The following is a 14019-nucleotide window of genomic DNA, read 5'->3' as shown; positions in this document are numbered from 1 at the left end:
CTATCCCTTTGGGAATCTGGACGTTCAATCGGTCAGATAACGTTTCAAACGGAAGTAGCGACGGCCTAAACGCCAGTGCTGGCGAAGCCCTCGGGCATTGTTCCAGATCATCTTCCAGATGCCCCGGTCGAAGAGTTCCTGGGTAATCATTTTGCGTTTCTGTTTGTCGGATATGTTATTGATACTATGCAATATTCCGAGGCCTTCTTTTGCAATTTGCCATCGACAGGCTGGAGCGAGTGAGACCTGCTGCGGGTAACGCTGATTAATATCGTTCAGCATTTCGAGGATTTTCATGTAGTGCTGGGAGTTACGGATCCGCGTATCGTCCGTACCCGGTGTATGTGAAACTGACGCAGAATGAATCAGATAATCATAGTAAGTCTCATCAATGTACTGCACGCGTTTCGCGGTTAGCAGTACTTCAGTTGTCCATGGGATATCCTGGTGGCGTAGCCCATGCTCAAAGGTGAATCCCTGGTTTTTGATAAATGCATGACGGTAGATGTTCAGCCAAGTGACATGCAGGAATTTACGGGAAGATAACGCTTGTTGAAGCCAGGTAGTACCCGCCAACACGCCGGTAGAAGTTAGCTTGTCGGAGGGGAATATTTTTTTGGATGGGCGGCCATCATCGTAGACGTAAGTCCCATTACAGGTCGCAACATCAAGCTGGTTTTGAATGGCAATCTCCAGTAAACGTGGATACATGCCGGGATAGATGACATCGTCAATATCCGGGAAAGCCAAATACTGACCTGTGGCAACAGCCAGTCCGGTATTTCTTGCGGCAGAAACCCCCTGATTGGCTTGCTCAATCACTCGATAATTCGAAAATTTACTGGCGTAGCGGTTCAGGATCTCAGCAGAGTTATCAGTTGAACCATCATTCACAAGAATCATTTCCAGGTTGTCGATATGCTGGTTTGTGATGCTGTCAAAAAAGGCACTGAGAAATTTTTCGCCGTTATATACCGCGACAACGAGACTCAGAAGGGGTTGTTCGGACATGGACTCTCCGTTTAGTTGCACGCCACGCTTGGTGTGGCGGCATTATACACTGCATCCCTGAAGTTGCCTCTTTGTTGGCAGCGCGTACTGGCGATATAATCCGTTTACTTTCAGGCAGTCCATCGACAGGAACCCTATGCACATTGTCCACACCGAAGCAGACGGCGGAAAAGGCGGTCAACCGCTGCGTATCATCAACGAATCTCTGGGCATGATACAGCGTGGACACCAGGTGACTATCCTCTGCCCTGAATCTGCCCCGCTGCATCAGCTGGCGCTCTCGGCAGGACTCAACGTGGTGACCATGCCGCTGAAGCGTAAGAACATCGGTAATTTACGAACGTTACGCCGTTGGATTAGCGACAATCGGGACACTATCGACGTTATTAATAGTCATAACTCCGCTGATACCTGGCTTGTTGCCCTGGCAAACCTGTTCTTATCTCGCCCACTTCCGCTCATTCGCACGCGCCATGCATCCGGTGTGCCTCGCAATAACTGGACGACGCGTTGGCTTTACCGTAAAGCCTGCAAGCATATTGTCTCCACAGGAGAAGCGCTGCGGTTGCAAATGGTGGCCCTGGGTGTGCCGCTGGAAAACACCACTTCCGTGCCTAGCGGAGTCGATACCTCGCGTTTTCATCCTGGTGACAAAGATGCTGCCCGCAATCACTGCGATCTTAGTCAGGGTGATTTTTGGCTGGGTGTGGTATCGCATTTAAGACCGAATAAAGGCCATAGCGTACTGCTCAAGGCGCTGGCGCAAATCAATATCCCGGGAATTAAGGTCGTCATTGTGGGCGATGGTCCGCATCGTGAAGTGCTGGAAAGTGAAGTTATCCAACACAATCTCTTAACGCGTGTGGTACTGGCGGGTCATCAGCCCGATCCGGAACGCTGGTTCCCGGCATTTGATATTGCCATCAGTCCTTCCCACGACATGGAAGGTGTACCACAAGGTGTGCTGCAATCTTTAGCGACAGGTATTGCGACAATCGCGACGGATGCAGGCGGGACGGCAGATGCGGTTATCGACAGGAAGACGGGGCTACTGATTGCACAGCAGGACGTAGAGGGACTGCGTGATGCCATTCTCACGCTGTATCATGACCCAGTGTTGCGCCGCCAACTGGCAAGCCAGGGGAATGAGTATCTTAATTCTCATTTTACCCGTGAATGCATGCTGACGGCGATGGAGAAGGTCTTTACCGACGCGACTCAGTCCAGCAGTTCGCGGTAAAGGTCCTGCAGTTTGTTGGCCATGCTTTCAAGCGTATAGGGTTCTGCGGTGGCGCGTGCCGCCGCCGCGTAATCAACGCCACGATGGCGTCCTTCTAGCCAGGCAGCGATCGCTTGCTGGTATCCCGGAACGTCAAGCGCGTCACGAACCCAGCCGTTGCTTCCTTCCTCAATCCACTCCGCTGCGCCGCAGCCGTTGCTGGTCAACAGCGGTAAACCGCAGGCCAGGGCTTCTACACAGACGTTCGGGAACGGATCGTACAGCGTCGGTAAAATAAGTGCGTCTGCGCTGCCGTAGACTTCACGCACATCTGAAACTGGCCCGAGAAATTTCACGCGATCAGAGACACCTAACGTACTGGCAAGCTTCGCAAATTTTGATGCATGCTTATCGTGACCTGCGATTAACAGCCAGACATCCTGGTGCGGTTGAATCGCTTTTAGCGCCGTGGCCACGCCTTTACGGGTGAAACCGGAGCCAACATACGCCAGCACTGGCGCGTTATCCGGAATGCCAAGACGACCACGCATTGAAGTCTGACGCACGTCGGGGTGAAAATGCTGGGTATCGACCCCGTTATAAATCACCGTCAGCTTATCGTCGCTCAGGCCAAAACGGCGGGCGATATCATCCCGCACCATACGCGAGTTACAGATAACTTTGCGCAGGTTAGAGTGGGTAAACATCTGCTGTTCAGCGCTGAGAATGTAGCGGTGGTAACGGCTAAAAGACTGCGCCCAGCGGGTCAGAGGCGACTGAATACGGTTGTATTGCTCGAGCCAGGCTGCATGAACGCCGTCACCTGCGCGGAAAATGGATGCGCCGGGGATGCGTTCGTGGCTCTGGACGAGATCAAAATCCTTAAAATGCGCAGCTGCAGCTGCAGCAAAACCTTCTTCGCGAGCCTGGCGATTGCGAAACGGTGGGTCGATAGTCAATGTATTCCAGCCTGCCGCATTTTCCCATTTTCGTGCGATCAGGGTGACATCGATTTCGGTATCGCGGGCCAACACATTCAGCGCGCGGGAGACGAATCGTTCTGCACCGCCGTTAGGGTTATAGGTTTGTCTGACGATAGCGAGCTTCATGCCGGGTTTTCCAGAAGCAGTGTATCAATCGCGCTCAGTACCTGCTGAGAGGTGATGGCAGTGATGCAATCTGAAACATGGCTATCCCCGCAGCCCGCTTTTCCACAAGGCTGACAGGTAAAACCTGCGGTAATAACCCGGTACTGCACGCCCCACGGTGCCCATTTAATCGCACCGGTTGGGCCGAAGATGGCGACCGTGGGCGTTCCCACCGCGCTCGCCAAATGCATCGGCATGGAATCGACGCCAAAATAGAGCCGGGCATGCTTCATTAATGCGCCCAGTTCTTTTAAATTCAGTTTTCCGCTTAAATCATGGTACGGCTGGGTGAGCAGTGCCCGCAGACCATCCATGTATTCGCTCTCTTCTTTGGACGGTGCCGCAGAAAGAATAATCGGCAGACCGCGCGCGGAAAGCGTATCGATAGTGACGGCAAGCTTATCCAGCGACCAGGCTTTAAACATCCAGCGAGAGGTCGGGTGTACCAGCACATATGATTTTGAAACAACGCCGAAATCCGCCAACTTTTGCACGATTGAGGCTTCCGCTTCGTCACCCGGCACGAACAGCGTGTTTTTGTCTTCGGCCGTTTGCGGATGAATGCCGATATGGCGCAGCGCATCCAGATTCACCTCAACCATATGGCGCGAATTGTCCTGAATGGCAGGGTAGAGCGTAGTAAAGGAGTTTACCCAGCGACGACGTGCCAGACCAGTGCGTTTATCCGGCTTGAAGCCAACAGACACGCGTGGTTTCAGGCGACGGGCCAGACGCGCGCCGTGCCAATGCTCTGTCAGATTGATCAGTACGTCGTAATCGCGGGCTTTCAGGGTATTGAGCAATGCCCGATACAGCGTCAGCTGTTTGATAAAACCCTGCTTACGCCAGTTGCGCCCGATGGTATGCACCTGATTAATCGACGGATGGTTGGTCAACATGGCCTGCGTATCATCATAGACCAGCGCATCGACTTCGACGTCGGGCCAGTTTTTCTTCAACACGGTAAAGACCGGGGACGTTAGCAGCACATCCCCGTGATGGCGCAGCTTAACGATCAGAACTCGCTTTGGCGGACGATTCGGTGAGAAAAAATCAAGCATGATGACTCTCTGCGGCCAGTAAGGTGTTTAATCGCTCATAAACGGTCGCCGCACTCAGGTCGCTCAGTTGCGATGAGCTATCAGGACGGCAAATGTGTTGGTTTTTTCCATAGCCACCGATAAGGCCTGGATCGGTAGGGCCATAAAGCGTGATGTTCGGGCGATCCAGCGCAGCCGTTAAATGGCTGAGTCCGGTATCGACCGACACGACCGCACGCGCGCCAGCAAGGATGTCGGCTACCTTTTCAAGGCTCATTCTCGGTAGCACTTCAGCGTAATCATGGCCTTCGGCTAAACGTTCTGCTCTGCTTTCTTCATGCGGCGCGCCCCACAGCAGTTTGATGTTCAGACCGCTACCTGCCAGTTTTGCAATCAGCTCCCGCCAGTGGGATTCCGGCCAGTGTTTGTCGTCGCGCGTGGTGGCATGCAGAAATACGAGGTAAGGCGTCGCCGTGGCGCAGTCAGTGTTCACAAAGTGCTGCGCAATCGCATAATCACCCTGCGCATCGGGCTTTGTATAGCCGAGGCTTTTCGCGAACAGCTCGCGGGTGCGTTCGACCGCATGCTGCTGTTTTTCGATGTGATGACGGCGGTTGTAGAACAGGCTCGCCAGCGGTTCACGGGCGCTTTGCCAGTCCATACCGTGCTTGATGCCGTGCGCGAGGCGTGTGACCAGCGCCGCGCTTTTCACCAGTCCTTGGGCGTCGATGATGGCGTCATACTTTTCGGCCTGCACTTTTTGGCGAAACGCGAGGCGTTCGGCCTTAACGGGGGCTGAGAACCACGCTTTGCGCCAGCGGCGGATTGCCACCGGGATAACCTTGTCTACTGCGGCGTGCCAGCCGGGAATTTGTGCAAATCCTTCTTCAACCACCCAGTCAAAACGGATACCAGGAATCGCCTGAACGGCGTCGGTCAGCGCAGGTAATGTGTGGAGCACATCGCCCATTGAGGACGTTTTAACGATCAATACGCGCATCCGTTATGCGTCCTCGGCCAGCAGCAGCTGGTTTAACTCTTCCAGCACACGGTCTGGTGTAATGTCTATCAGGCTCTGATGATAACCCTCTTCGCCGTCGCCTTTTCGCACTTTGTGGTAGCCCGTAATCAGGCGGATAACCTTGGCTTTGTGCGACAGCGGCGGCGTGAAATCCGGGCTGCTTGGGCCATATAGCGCAACCAGTGGCCGGTTCAGCGCTGCGGCGACGTGCATCAGACCAGAATCATTGGTGACGACCGCTTTACAGGCGGCAAGCAGAACCACGGCTTGTTCAAGCTGCGTTTCACCCGCCAGGTTGCGGCACCAGGCCTGCTGTTCCTGGCTGAGCGTCGCCAGGATCTCGTTCCCGGCATCGTGGTCTTTGGCTGAGCCGAATAACACCACCTGGTAACCTTCGTCGATCAGCTGTTTTGCCAGTTCTGCATAGTGATAATGCGGCCAGCGTTTTGCCGGACCAAATTCCGCACCGGGGCAGAAGCCAATCATCTGGCGTTCAGTGGAAAGCGAAAATGCGCAAGCTACCTGTAATTTTTCACTTTCGCTGACCTGGAGCTGTGGCCAGAGCAGCGGCTGCGGTAAATCTTTCGCAGAACGTATGAAACCTTTGTTATACGCCAGCGCGACATAGCGCTCGACCATCAGCGGCCAGGCTGCTTTGTCGAGGACGCGGGCGTCATTCAGTAAACCGTAGCGCATTTCGCCACGCCAGCCGGTACGTTGCGAAATTCCCGCAAAGAACGGGACCAGCGCCGATTTGAAAGAGTTCGGCAGGACGTAAGCGCGATCGTAGCGTTTTTCACGCAGACTGCGCCCGAGCCGACGGCGTTCGCCAATTTCAAGCGCACCGTGACCGAGCGGCATTGGGATGGCTTCATTCACTTCCGGCATACGCGATAAAAGCGGACGGCACCACGCGGGTGCCATCACATCAATGATCGCCTGGGGATAGCGCGCCTTGAGCGTGCGATAGAGACTTTGCGACATCATCATGTCGCCCACCCATGACGGGCCAATCACCAATATCTTCATTCACTTCATCCTTCAAGCTGTCTCTGCGTTGGCTGCCTTCATTCACCCCAGTCACATCGTTATCCTATGCTCCTGGGGGGTCACTCAGTTGCCGCCTTGATACCGCTTCAATGATTTTGTGAATTTGTATCGCTGTCGCGGTTCAGCCAGTGCATGTATTCCGTCACGCCTTCGGCAACGGTTTTGAATGGCTTATCGTAGCCCGCAGCACGCAGGTTAGTCAGGTCAGCCTGAGTAAACGCCTGATAGCGGCCTTTGAGTTTTTCCGGGAACGGAATGTACTCAATGCTGCCTTTCTGGTGATACGCAAGCGTTGCATCTGCCACGGCCTGGAAGGATTCCGCGCGGCCAGTGCCGAGGTTGAAAATGCCGGACACGCCGTTTTCCCAGAACCACAGGTTCACCGCGGCAACATCGCCGACGTAAACGAAGTCGCGCTTAAAGCTGTCGCTGCCTTCGAACAGTTTCGGGCTTTCGCCATTGTTCAACTGGGTGTTGAGGTGGAACGCTACGCTCGCCATGCTGCCTTTATGGCCTTCGCGCGGTCCGTAGACGTTGAAGTAACGGAAACCGACAACCGGAGAATCCACTTCTGGCAGGATTTGACGCACGTATTCGTCGAACAGGAATTTGGAGTAGCCGTAAACGTTCAGCGGCTTTTCATACTCGCGAGACTCGATAAAGTCAGACGTGCGGCCGCCGTAGGTTGCTGCAGAAGAGGCGTACAGGAACGGGATTTCGCGCTCCAGGCAGTAGTGCAGCAGTTCTTTGGAATACTGATAGTTGTTATCCATCATGTACTTGCCGTCCCACTCAGTGGTGGAAGAGCAGGCACCTTCGTGGAAGACGGCTTCGATTTCGCCCATCTCTTCGCCAGACATAATCTGGATCAGAAAATCTTCTTTATCCATATAGTCGGCGATATTCAGGTCGACCAGGTTAACGAATTTGGTGCCGTCTTTCAGGTTGTCCACCACCAGGATGTCAGTGATGCCTTTATCATTCAGGGCTTTAATAATGTTGCTGCCGATAAAGCCTGCGCCGCCGGTAACGATGATCATAACGATAACCTTTGAATGTGGGTGACCGGGACTATCCCGGACGCTAATGGTTCTTATCATACCATCACTACGCAGAGTCTTCACATTCACCGACAACCCGCAAGGATACACGTGATTTATGCTACAAAAATGCTTAACCGACGCAGCGTCATCTCGTATAGACCTATAGCATTGGGTAATATGTTCCAAATTTTGCCGAATCTGGAGAGTTGCAATGCGTGGTGATTTTTACAAACAGTTAACCAGCGACCTGGAAACCGCCCGTGCGGAAGGGTTGTTTAAAGAAGAGCGCATCATTACCTCTGCCCAACAGGCGGACATTACCGTCGGCGATGGCAGCCATGTCATCAACTTCTGCGCTAACAACTATCTCGGCCTGGCAAACCATCCTGAGTTGATTGCTGCGGCAAAATCCGGGATGGACAGCCACGGATTTGGCATGGCCTCCGTGCGTTTCATTTGCGGAACGCAGGACAGCCACAAGGTACTGGAAAAGAAACTGGCCGATTTCCTCGGTATGGAAGACGCGATTCTTTACTCCTCCTGCTTTGACGCCAACGGCGGACTGTTTGAAACCCTGCTCGGCCCGGAAGACGCCATCATTTCTGATGCGCTGAACCACGCTTCTATTATTGATGGCGTACGTCTGTGTAAAGCGAAGCGTTTCCGTTATGCCAACAACGATATGCAGGAGCTGGAAGCGCGTCTGAAAGAAGCTCGCGAAGCCGGCGCTCGCCATGTGCTGATCGCCACAGACGGCGTGTTCTCGATGGATGGCGTGATTGCCAATCTGAAAGGCGTTTGCGACCTGGCAGACAAATACGATGCGCTGGTGATGGTCGATGACTCCCATGCAGTCGGCTTTGTCGGCGAAAACGGCCGTGGCTCGCACGAATACTGCGATGTGCTGGACCGCGTAGACATTATCACCGGTACGCTGGGCAAAGCGCTCGGTGGCGCATCCGGCGGCTACACCGCGGCGCGTAAAGAGGTGGTCGAGTGGCTGCGTCAGCGTTCCCGCCCATACCTGTTCTCCAACTCACTGGCTCCGGCCATCGTTTCCGCTTCTATCAAAGTGCTGGAAATGGTGGAGTCAGGTGCTGAGCTGCGTGACCGCCTGTGGTCCAACGCGCGCTTGTTCCGCGAAAAAATGACTGCCGCAGGCTTTACCCTGGCCGGTGCCGATCACGCCATTATCCCGGTGATGCTGGGTGAAGCGACCGTGGCGCAAGACTTTGCCCGCGAGCTGCAAAAAGAAGGGATTTACGTCACCGGTTTCTTCTATCCGGTGGTGCCAAAAGGTCAGGCGCGTATCCGCACGCAGATGTCTGCGGCGCATACACCTGAGCAAATTGAACGTGCGGTGGACGCGTTTACCCGCATCGGTAAGCAACTGGGCGTGATTGCCTGAGGATGTGAGATGAAAGCATTATCGAAACTGAAGGCCGAAGAAGGTATCTGGATGAACGACGTTCCGGAGCCGGAGGTCGGACATAACGACCTGCTGATTAAGATTCGCAAAACCGCAATTTGCGGCACCGACGTGCACATCTATAACTGGGACGAATGGTCGCAGAAAACCATTCCGGTTCCGATGGTTGTGGGCCATGAGTATGTGGGTGAAGTTGTCGGTATTGGCCAGGAAGTGAAAGGTTTTAAAATCGGCGATCGCGTTTCTGGTGAAGGTCACATCACCTGCGGCCACTGCCGTAACTGTCGCGCAGGCCGCACACATCTTTGCCGCAACACCACGGGGGTTGGGGTTAACCGTCCGGGTTGCTTCGCTGAATATCTGGTTCTGCCGGCGTTCAACGCCTTTAAAATCCCGGATAACATTTCTGATGATCTGGCGTCTATCTTCGATCCGTTCGGTAATGCGGTTCACACGGCGCTGTCGTTTGATCTGGTCGGTGAAGACGTGCTGGTGTCCGGCGCAGGCCCAATCGGTATTATGGCCGCTGCCGTCGCGAAACACGTTGGTGCGCGTAACGTCGTGATTACTGACGTGAATGAATACCGTTTGGATCTGGCGCGTAAAATGGGCGTGACTCGCGCGGTTAACGTGTCCAAAGAAAGCCTGACTGATGTCATGGCCGAACTGGGCATGACCGAAGGGTTTGACGTGGGCCTGGAAATGTCAGGCGCACCACCCGCGTTCCGTACCATGCTTGACACCATGAACCACGGCGGGCGTATTGCGATGCTGGGGATACCGCCATCAGATATGTCTATCGACTGGACCAAAGTCATCTTCAAGGGCTTGTTCATCAAAGGCATCTATGGGCGTGAGATGTTCGAGACCTGGTATAAGATGGCGGCGCTTATCCAGTCAGGGCTGGATCTCTCCCCAATCATTACCCACCGTTTCGGCGTTGATGACTTCCAGAAAGGCTTTGACGCGATGCGTTCCGGCCAGTCCGGGAAAGTGATTTTGAGCTGGGATTAACCTTCCTCTTTGAGCACCAGATTGATAAACTGGTGCTCAATGATTTTTTCCTTATCAATTCCATAATGCATGTCGAGTGATGATAGCGCCATGATAATTCGATAAGCCTGCTAATTATAATCCATATTCACTATTGAAATTACTACGTGGGAATTACGTGAAATGTCGTTAACTATTGAAAAGAATCGATCTAAAAAAAGCGCATTATTTTTCACGTGGATCCCGCTTATTTTGTCCGTTTTGGCAGTAGTATTAATTAATTTTATTAATGCACGCTATAATGCCGTTATCAATCGCACTCTAGTTTTTATATTATTGATGTTGGCTTTACGTTGCATTGGTAATAATTTTTTAAGAAATCTTGCTGGTGCTTTTTTCTTCGGGCTTATTGCGACTGATCTTGCTTTGCAATTATATGCCTGGACAAATTTTAATTCCGTTTTCACATATGGCTTCGCGTTAAGTGTTATGAATACTACTGGCAGTGAAGCATATTCAATGCTGGGGTTGTATTGGCGAGACTGTAGCATTTTCTTAGCCTTATTTGCCCTGTTCATGTTCACGATTAATAGTGGCCTGGATGCGATTCCAAATAGATTTCGAAAATACCCTCTTATCTTGCTGGTACTTTTATTGACGGGTTACACAGTCCAGGCCGCACTGCATCAGATGCGCAAAAGTAAAGTGGACAGTATGGCTCAGCGAGTCGTGAATTCAACGCCACTGAGTACATCAAAAGTATTTATGCAGGCATTCGCGGATATCAATGTCGTGGCTACTATTAATAAAAATGCACCAGATTATAAAATAACGACCACGGATACAGGCATTGACAATTATATACTCATCGTCGGCGAGTCAGAACGCACGTCAAATATGAGTATTTATGGTTATGAAAGAGAGACCACGCCACAGCTGGAGTCCCAGCAGAAGAATATCCTGCTGTTCCGCCATGCCGTGAGTCCTGCTCCCGTGACTATTATGGCTGTGCCCTTAGCACTCACCGCAGCTTCTGTGCAAAAGCCAGAACCTGTTCTGTATGGCGACAATATTATCGGTGTCGCGAATAAAGCAGGTTATGAGACGCACTGGTACAGCCGGCAAGGCAAAGGAGGGGCGTACAATAACGTGATTACCGGGATTGCTATGAATACGAAACAGCATCAGTGGGTAGAGGGTGGGTTTGATGACGCATTACTGCCCTTGCTGAGTCAGGCTCTTGCAAAGCCGGGCAAGAAACTGATCGTATTGCACATCTACGGTAGCCATGAACCGGCATGCAAGCGTTTCCCTGAGACGGCTTCCTTCTTTAAAGACGGCAGTAAAGCCGATGATTGCTATGATAATTCTGTGCGATTCACCGATGAGCTCATGGGTAAAATATTTAGCCAACTTTCTCATTCACGGTCGTCTGTGTTCTATTTTTCGGACCATGCCTTAATACGCGATCCTTCGCGTGCTGTAGTCTACTCCCACGCTGGCGCTAATCCTCCTAAAGAGGCTTTATCTGTTCCCGCGTTCATCTGGTACAGCCCGGAAGTTGCAGAGAATAAAAAATGGACCGGAGATTACAACACGCCATGGTCTACAGATGATACCAACACGCTTGCTGAGCTGTGGTTAGGCGTTCATCGGGTTGAAAGCAAAGATAAAAACCTTAAATCTTGGCTCCAGACCTACCAGAAACCCATTATGATCATGGATACAACTGGAAAGATATATAGCTGGAACAGCATGCATTAACTATGGCATGATTGCTCACCAGTTTGGTTAAGATGCTGTTTTTTTACAGTCTTTTAAAGAATTAAATTCAAATTTTACCATTGAGTAACTGATTGAGAACGATAATGACGAGTTTGAAAGGGCAAAGCATACAGGTTCGGATGACAGAATTGATTTTTGGCCTCTGTGTCGTGGCCTTTGGCAGTATCATCCTGTCACCCGACTTTTCTAATAAGTTACTGAATGTCGCGGGTTTTATTTCATTCTTCTTAGTTATTTACAATATTAAACATCTCTACAAAACGGAAGTGTTTTGGTTATGTCTGGTTCTCTTAATCACTGGGATCTGTGACCTGGCATGGTATGGATTATATAAAGTCAATAATAGTCCGGCGATTAACTCATATCGTGCCTATCTTGAAGTGGGTAAAATTTGCATATATGGATCTCTTTTAATTTTTGCCTTCTCAGTCAACGAAAAATTTAAAATTGGCAATAATAAAATCCATTATGCAGTGATTATGATTCTTCAAATAATCATGATTGCGTATGCCTGGTACCAACATATTGAATTAGGTTTACAGAGAGTTGAGTTTTCTCTTGGAGGCGGCGCGAGCTCTACTGGTGCTGCATATACAGTCGGTTTCCTGTCATATTATATCATGATGGTCCTCCAGCATTCGCGGATGCGCTTTAAAGATTTACTTATTCTTGCACACTTCTTTGTGACCTTTATTATTCTTGTCACAACAGGCACTCGCGCTGCGATTATGGTCTACCCTATTATATTTGCAGGTCTGCTCTGTATTCGCTGCTATAAGCAACGACATATCCCGTGGAGAGGAATTGCTGTATTACTGTTGGCCTTTATGGCGGGTGCTTTCATGATGAAGGACAATCTGGTCCAGCGTTATAATGATTTGAACAAAGATGTTTCGGCCTATGAAAATGATAACAGTAACACCTCTGTCGGCGCGAGATTCGCTATGTGGAAATCAGGATTAATTGCGTCGGAACATAATTATCTTTGGCAATCTACTGATCAGCGTAATACTCTTATAAGACAAGCTGTTAAGGAAGATCCTAGCTTATCGGGAGCATTGAGTTATATCAGAGGGCATCTGCATAATGAGTTTGTTGAGGCGGTGTCAACCAAAGGGCCTTCTGGGGTTCTGCTTTATGTCTGCTTTGTCATAGCCTTGGCATGGTATTCACTTCGGCAGATAAAAAGTTTTGCTCTCTTTGCTTTTTTGACTTCCATGGTAATGTTTGGGTTTAGTGGAGTGATGTTCTATTCAAAAACGACGCCTACCGCCTGGATGCTGACATTGATTATGTTTGTTGTCTTCCTGACACAGAACCGCCACCGTGATGTGGTGAAGTGATCATTTTGCTTCTCTGCCAGTGACAGAGTATTCTTCCTGGCAGTGAAAACGCCTCGATTTATGAAGTGAGTCTGTGTATGCAAGAGTTGGTTTCCGTCATCATCACCACCCACAACCGGGAAGACCTGTTGGAAAGGGCTATTCGTTCTGTTATCGCTCAGGATTATCTGGCGATTGAATTGATCGTGATTGACGATTTCTCCAATGAAAAGACATCAATGCTGATAGATTCCCTTCGCGATGAGTGTGAACAACGATTCATTCGTTTTGTATATCAGCGTAATGCCATTAACAGCGGTTCCAATTTTAGCCGCAACTGCGGCTATGCATTATCACAAGGCAAATTTGTTACTGGGCTGGATGATGATGATTATTTTCTGCCAGAACGCATATCGCTTCTTGTCAGTAGATACAATGACAAATATGCTTTTGTTTGCGACACATTGACGCGCCTGGATAAAGACCGAGAGCACGCTAAAAATATAGATACCTATCGAGTTATTGGGCTGCAGGATATACTCTGCGAGAATGTAGTCGGTAACCAAGTGCTTACGACCAGAGAAAAGTTGATGTCGGTAGGATGTTTTTCTCTGGAAATCAAGCAACAACAAGACCGCGATGTGTGGATAAAACTGATCGCAAATTTTGGTCCGGGTTTGAAATACCCATTTAGTACCCAGATGGTGGATGCGGAGCATAGCGATAACAGAATCACCAAGCAGATAAAGAAGTATACCTCCTATCGTAAGCTCTATTTCAAGTTCAGAGATCTTATGAGTGAGGAAACGAAGAGTAATAACCTTTTCCAGCTGATGTCTTTTCGTGGGATGAGCGCTGTGAAAATGAACAGATTGCTGATGGGTAAAAAGAAAGATCTCAAACTAAGAATGAAGTTGTTCCGCCGGGCGCTGAAGGCAATTTTCTAAACTGATTCGGG

12 protein-coding genes are annotated in these 14019 nt (G+C 50.6%); 6 read left to right on the top strand and 6 right to left on the bottom strand.

Annotation, left to right across the window (positions count from 1 at the left end; translation table 11 throughout):
* Positions 1–24: 24 nt before the first annotated feature.
* Positions 25–1011 (bottom strand): glycosyltransferase, encoded by a 987-nt coding sequence (locus MUU47_RS14500; protein ID WP_258988881.1) that lies wholly within the window; start codon positions 1009–1011, stop codon positions 25–27.
* Positions 1012–1147: 136 nt separating this feature from the next.
* Between MUU47_RS14500 and MUU47_RS14495 the strand changes: the two genes are divergently transcribed.
* Positions 1148–2251, top strand: a complete 1104-nt coding sequence (locus MUU47_RS14495) for a glycosyltransferase family 4 protein (RefSeq protein WP_258988880.1) — start codon at positions 1148–1150, stop codon at positions 2249–2251.
* Here the strand turns inward: MUU47_RS14495 and MUU47_RS14490 are convergent.
* The 5 genes from MUU47_RS14490 to rfaD form a co-directional block, all read right to left on the bottom strand.
* Positions 2230–3339: a glycosyltransferase family 4 protein gene (locus tag MUU47_RS14490; RefSeq protein ID WP_258988879.1), complete on the bottom strand. Its 1110-nt coding sequence runs from the start codon at positions 3337–3339 to the stop codon at positions 2230–2232. The two genes, MUU47_RS14495 and MUU47_RS14490, sit on opposite strands and share 22 nt — an antisense overlap.
* A complete protein-coding gene (rfaQ, locus tag MUU47_RS14485) occupies positions 3336–4439 on the bottom strand; it encodes a putative lipopolysaccharide heptosyltransferase III (protein WP_258988878.1) in 1104 nt (367 codons plus the stop codon). The genes MUU47_RS14490 and rfaQ overlap by 4 nt, the downstream gene beginning before the upstream one ends.
* Positions 4432–5418, bottom strand: a complete 987-nt coding sequence (gene rfaC, locus MUU47_RS14480; RefSeq protein ID WP_258988877.1) for a lipopolysaccharide heptosyltransferase RfaC — start codon at positions 5416–5418, stop codon at positions 4432–4434. Before rfaC ends, rfaQ begins: the two co-directional genes overlap by 8 nt.
* Positions 5419–5421: 3 nt before the next feature.
* On the bottom strand, positions 5422–6468 hold the full coding sequence (gene rfaF / locus MUU47_RS14475) for an ADP-heptose--LPS heptosyltransferase RfaF (RefSeq protein ID WP_258988876.1): 1047 nt from the start codon (positions 6466–6468) through the stop codon (positions 5422–5424).
* Between the two features lie 107 nt (positions 6469–6575).
* Complete coding sequence (gene rfaD / locus MUU47_RS14470; protein WP_159769107.1) at positions 6576–7529, bottom strand: ADP-glyceromanno-heptose 6-epimerase; 954 nt, start codon at positions 7527–7529, stop codon at positions 6576–6578.
* A gap of 214 nt (positions 7530–7743) precedes the next feature.
* Here rfaD and kbl point away from each other — a divergent pair, with 214 nt between their 5' ends.
* The 5 genes from kbl to MUU47_RS14445 all read left to right on the top strand — a co-directional run bounded on the left by kbl (position 7744) and on the right by MUU47_RS14445 (position 14008).
* A complete protein-coding gene (gene kbl, locus MUU47_RS14465) occupies positions 7744–8940 on the top strand; it encodes a glycine C-acetyltransferase (protein WP_125354669.1) in 1197 nt (398 codons plus the stop codon).
* Positions 8941–8949: 9 nt separating this feature from the next.
* A complete protein-coding gene (gene tdh / locus MUU47_RS14460; RefSeq protein ID WP_125354670.1) occupies positions 8950–9975 on the top strand; it encodes an L-threonine 3-dehydrogenase in 1026 nt (341 codons plus the stop codon).
* Positions 9976–10137: 162 nt separating this feature from the next.
* Positions 10138–11718: a phosphoethanolamine transferase gene (locus MUU47_RS14455; RefSeq protein ID WP_125354671.1), complete on the top strand. Its 1581-nt coding sequence runs from the start codon at positions 10138–10140 to the stop codon at positions 11716–11718.
* Between the two features lie 104 nt (positions 11719–11822).
* A complete protein-coding gene (locus tag MUU47_RS14450) occupies positions 11823–13082 on the top strand; it encodes an O-antigen ligase family protein (RefSeq protein WP_258988875.1) in 1260 nt (419 codons plus the stop codon).
* Between the two features lie 77 nt (positions 13083–13159).
* Entirely contained in the window at positions 13160–14008 is an 849-nt protein-coding gene (locus MUU47_RS14445; protein WP_258988874.1) for a glycosyltransferase, read from the top strand.
* Positions 14009–14019: the final 11 nt, after the last annotated feature.

The organism is Scandinavium hiltneri, from assembly GCF_024764835.1.
Lineage (GTDB): Bacteria > Pseudomonadota > Gammaproteobacteria > Enterobacterales > Enterobacteriaceae > Scandinavium > Scandinavium hiltneri.
The sequence above is the reverse complement of the archived record's forward strand: the minus strand, read 5'-3'. Positions and strand labels throughout refer to the sequence as shown.

Coding starts and splice junctions, on each gene's coding strand:
- rfaQ (WP_258988878.1), bottom strand. CDS start 4,439: ATGCTTGATTTTTTCTCACCGAATCGTCCGCCAAAGCGAGTTCTGATC.
- MUU47_RS14500 (WP_258988881.1), bottom strand. CDS start 1,011: ATGTCCGAACAACCCCTTCTGAGTCTCGTTGTCGCGGTATATAACGGC.
- rfaD (WP_159769107.1), bottom strand. CDS start 7,529: ATGATCATCGTTACCGGCGGCGCAGGCTTTATCGGCAGCAACATTATT.
- rfaC (WP_258988877.1), bottom strand. CDS start 5,418: ATGCGCGTATTGATCGTTAAAACGTCCTCAATGGGCGATGTGCTCCAC.
- rfaF (WP_258988876.1), bottom strand. CDS start 6,468: ATGAAGATATTGGTGATTGGCCCGTCATGGGTGGGCGACATGATGATG.
- MUU47_RS14490 (WP_258988879.1), bottom strand. CDS start 3,339: ATGAAGCTCGCTATCGTCAGACAAACCTATAACCCTAACGGCGGTGCA.
- tdh (WP_125354670.1), top strand. CDS start 8,950: ATGAAAGCATTATCGAAACTGAAGGCCGAAGAAGGTATCTGGATGAAC.
- kbl (WP_125354669.1), top strand. CDS start 7,744: ATGCGTGGTGATTTTTACAAACAGTTAACCAGCGACCTGGAAACCGCC.
- MUU47_RS14450 (WP_258988875.1), top strand. CDS start 11,823: ATGACGAGTTTGAAAGGGCAAAGCATACAGGTTCGGATGACAGAATTG.
- MUU47_RS14445 (WP_258988874.1), top strand. CDS start 13,160: ATGCAAGAGTTGGTTTCCGTCATCATCACCACCCACAACCGGGAAGAC.
- MUU47_RS14455 (WP_125354671.1), top strand. CDS start 10,138: ATGTCGTTAACTATTGAAAAGAATCGATCTAAAAAAAGCGCATTATTT.
- MUU47_RS14495 (WP_258988880.1), top strand. CDS start 1,148: ATGCACATTGTCCACACCGAAGCAGACGGCGGAAAAGGCGGTCAACCG.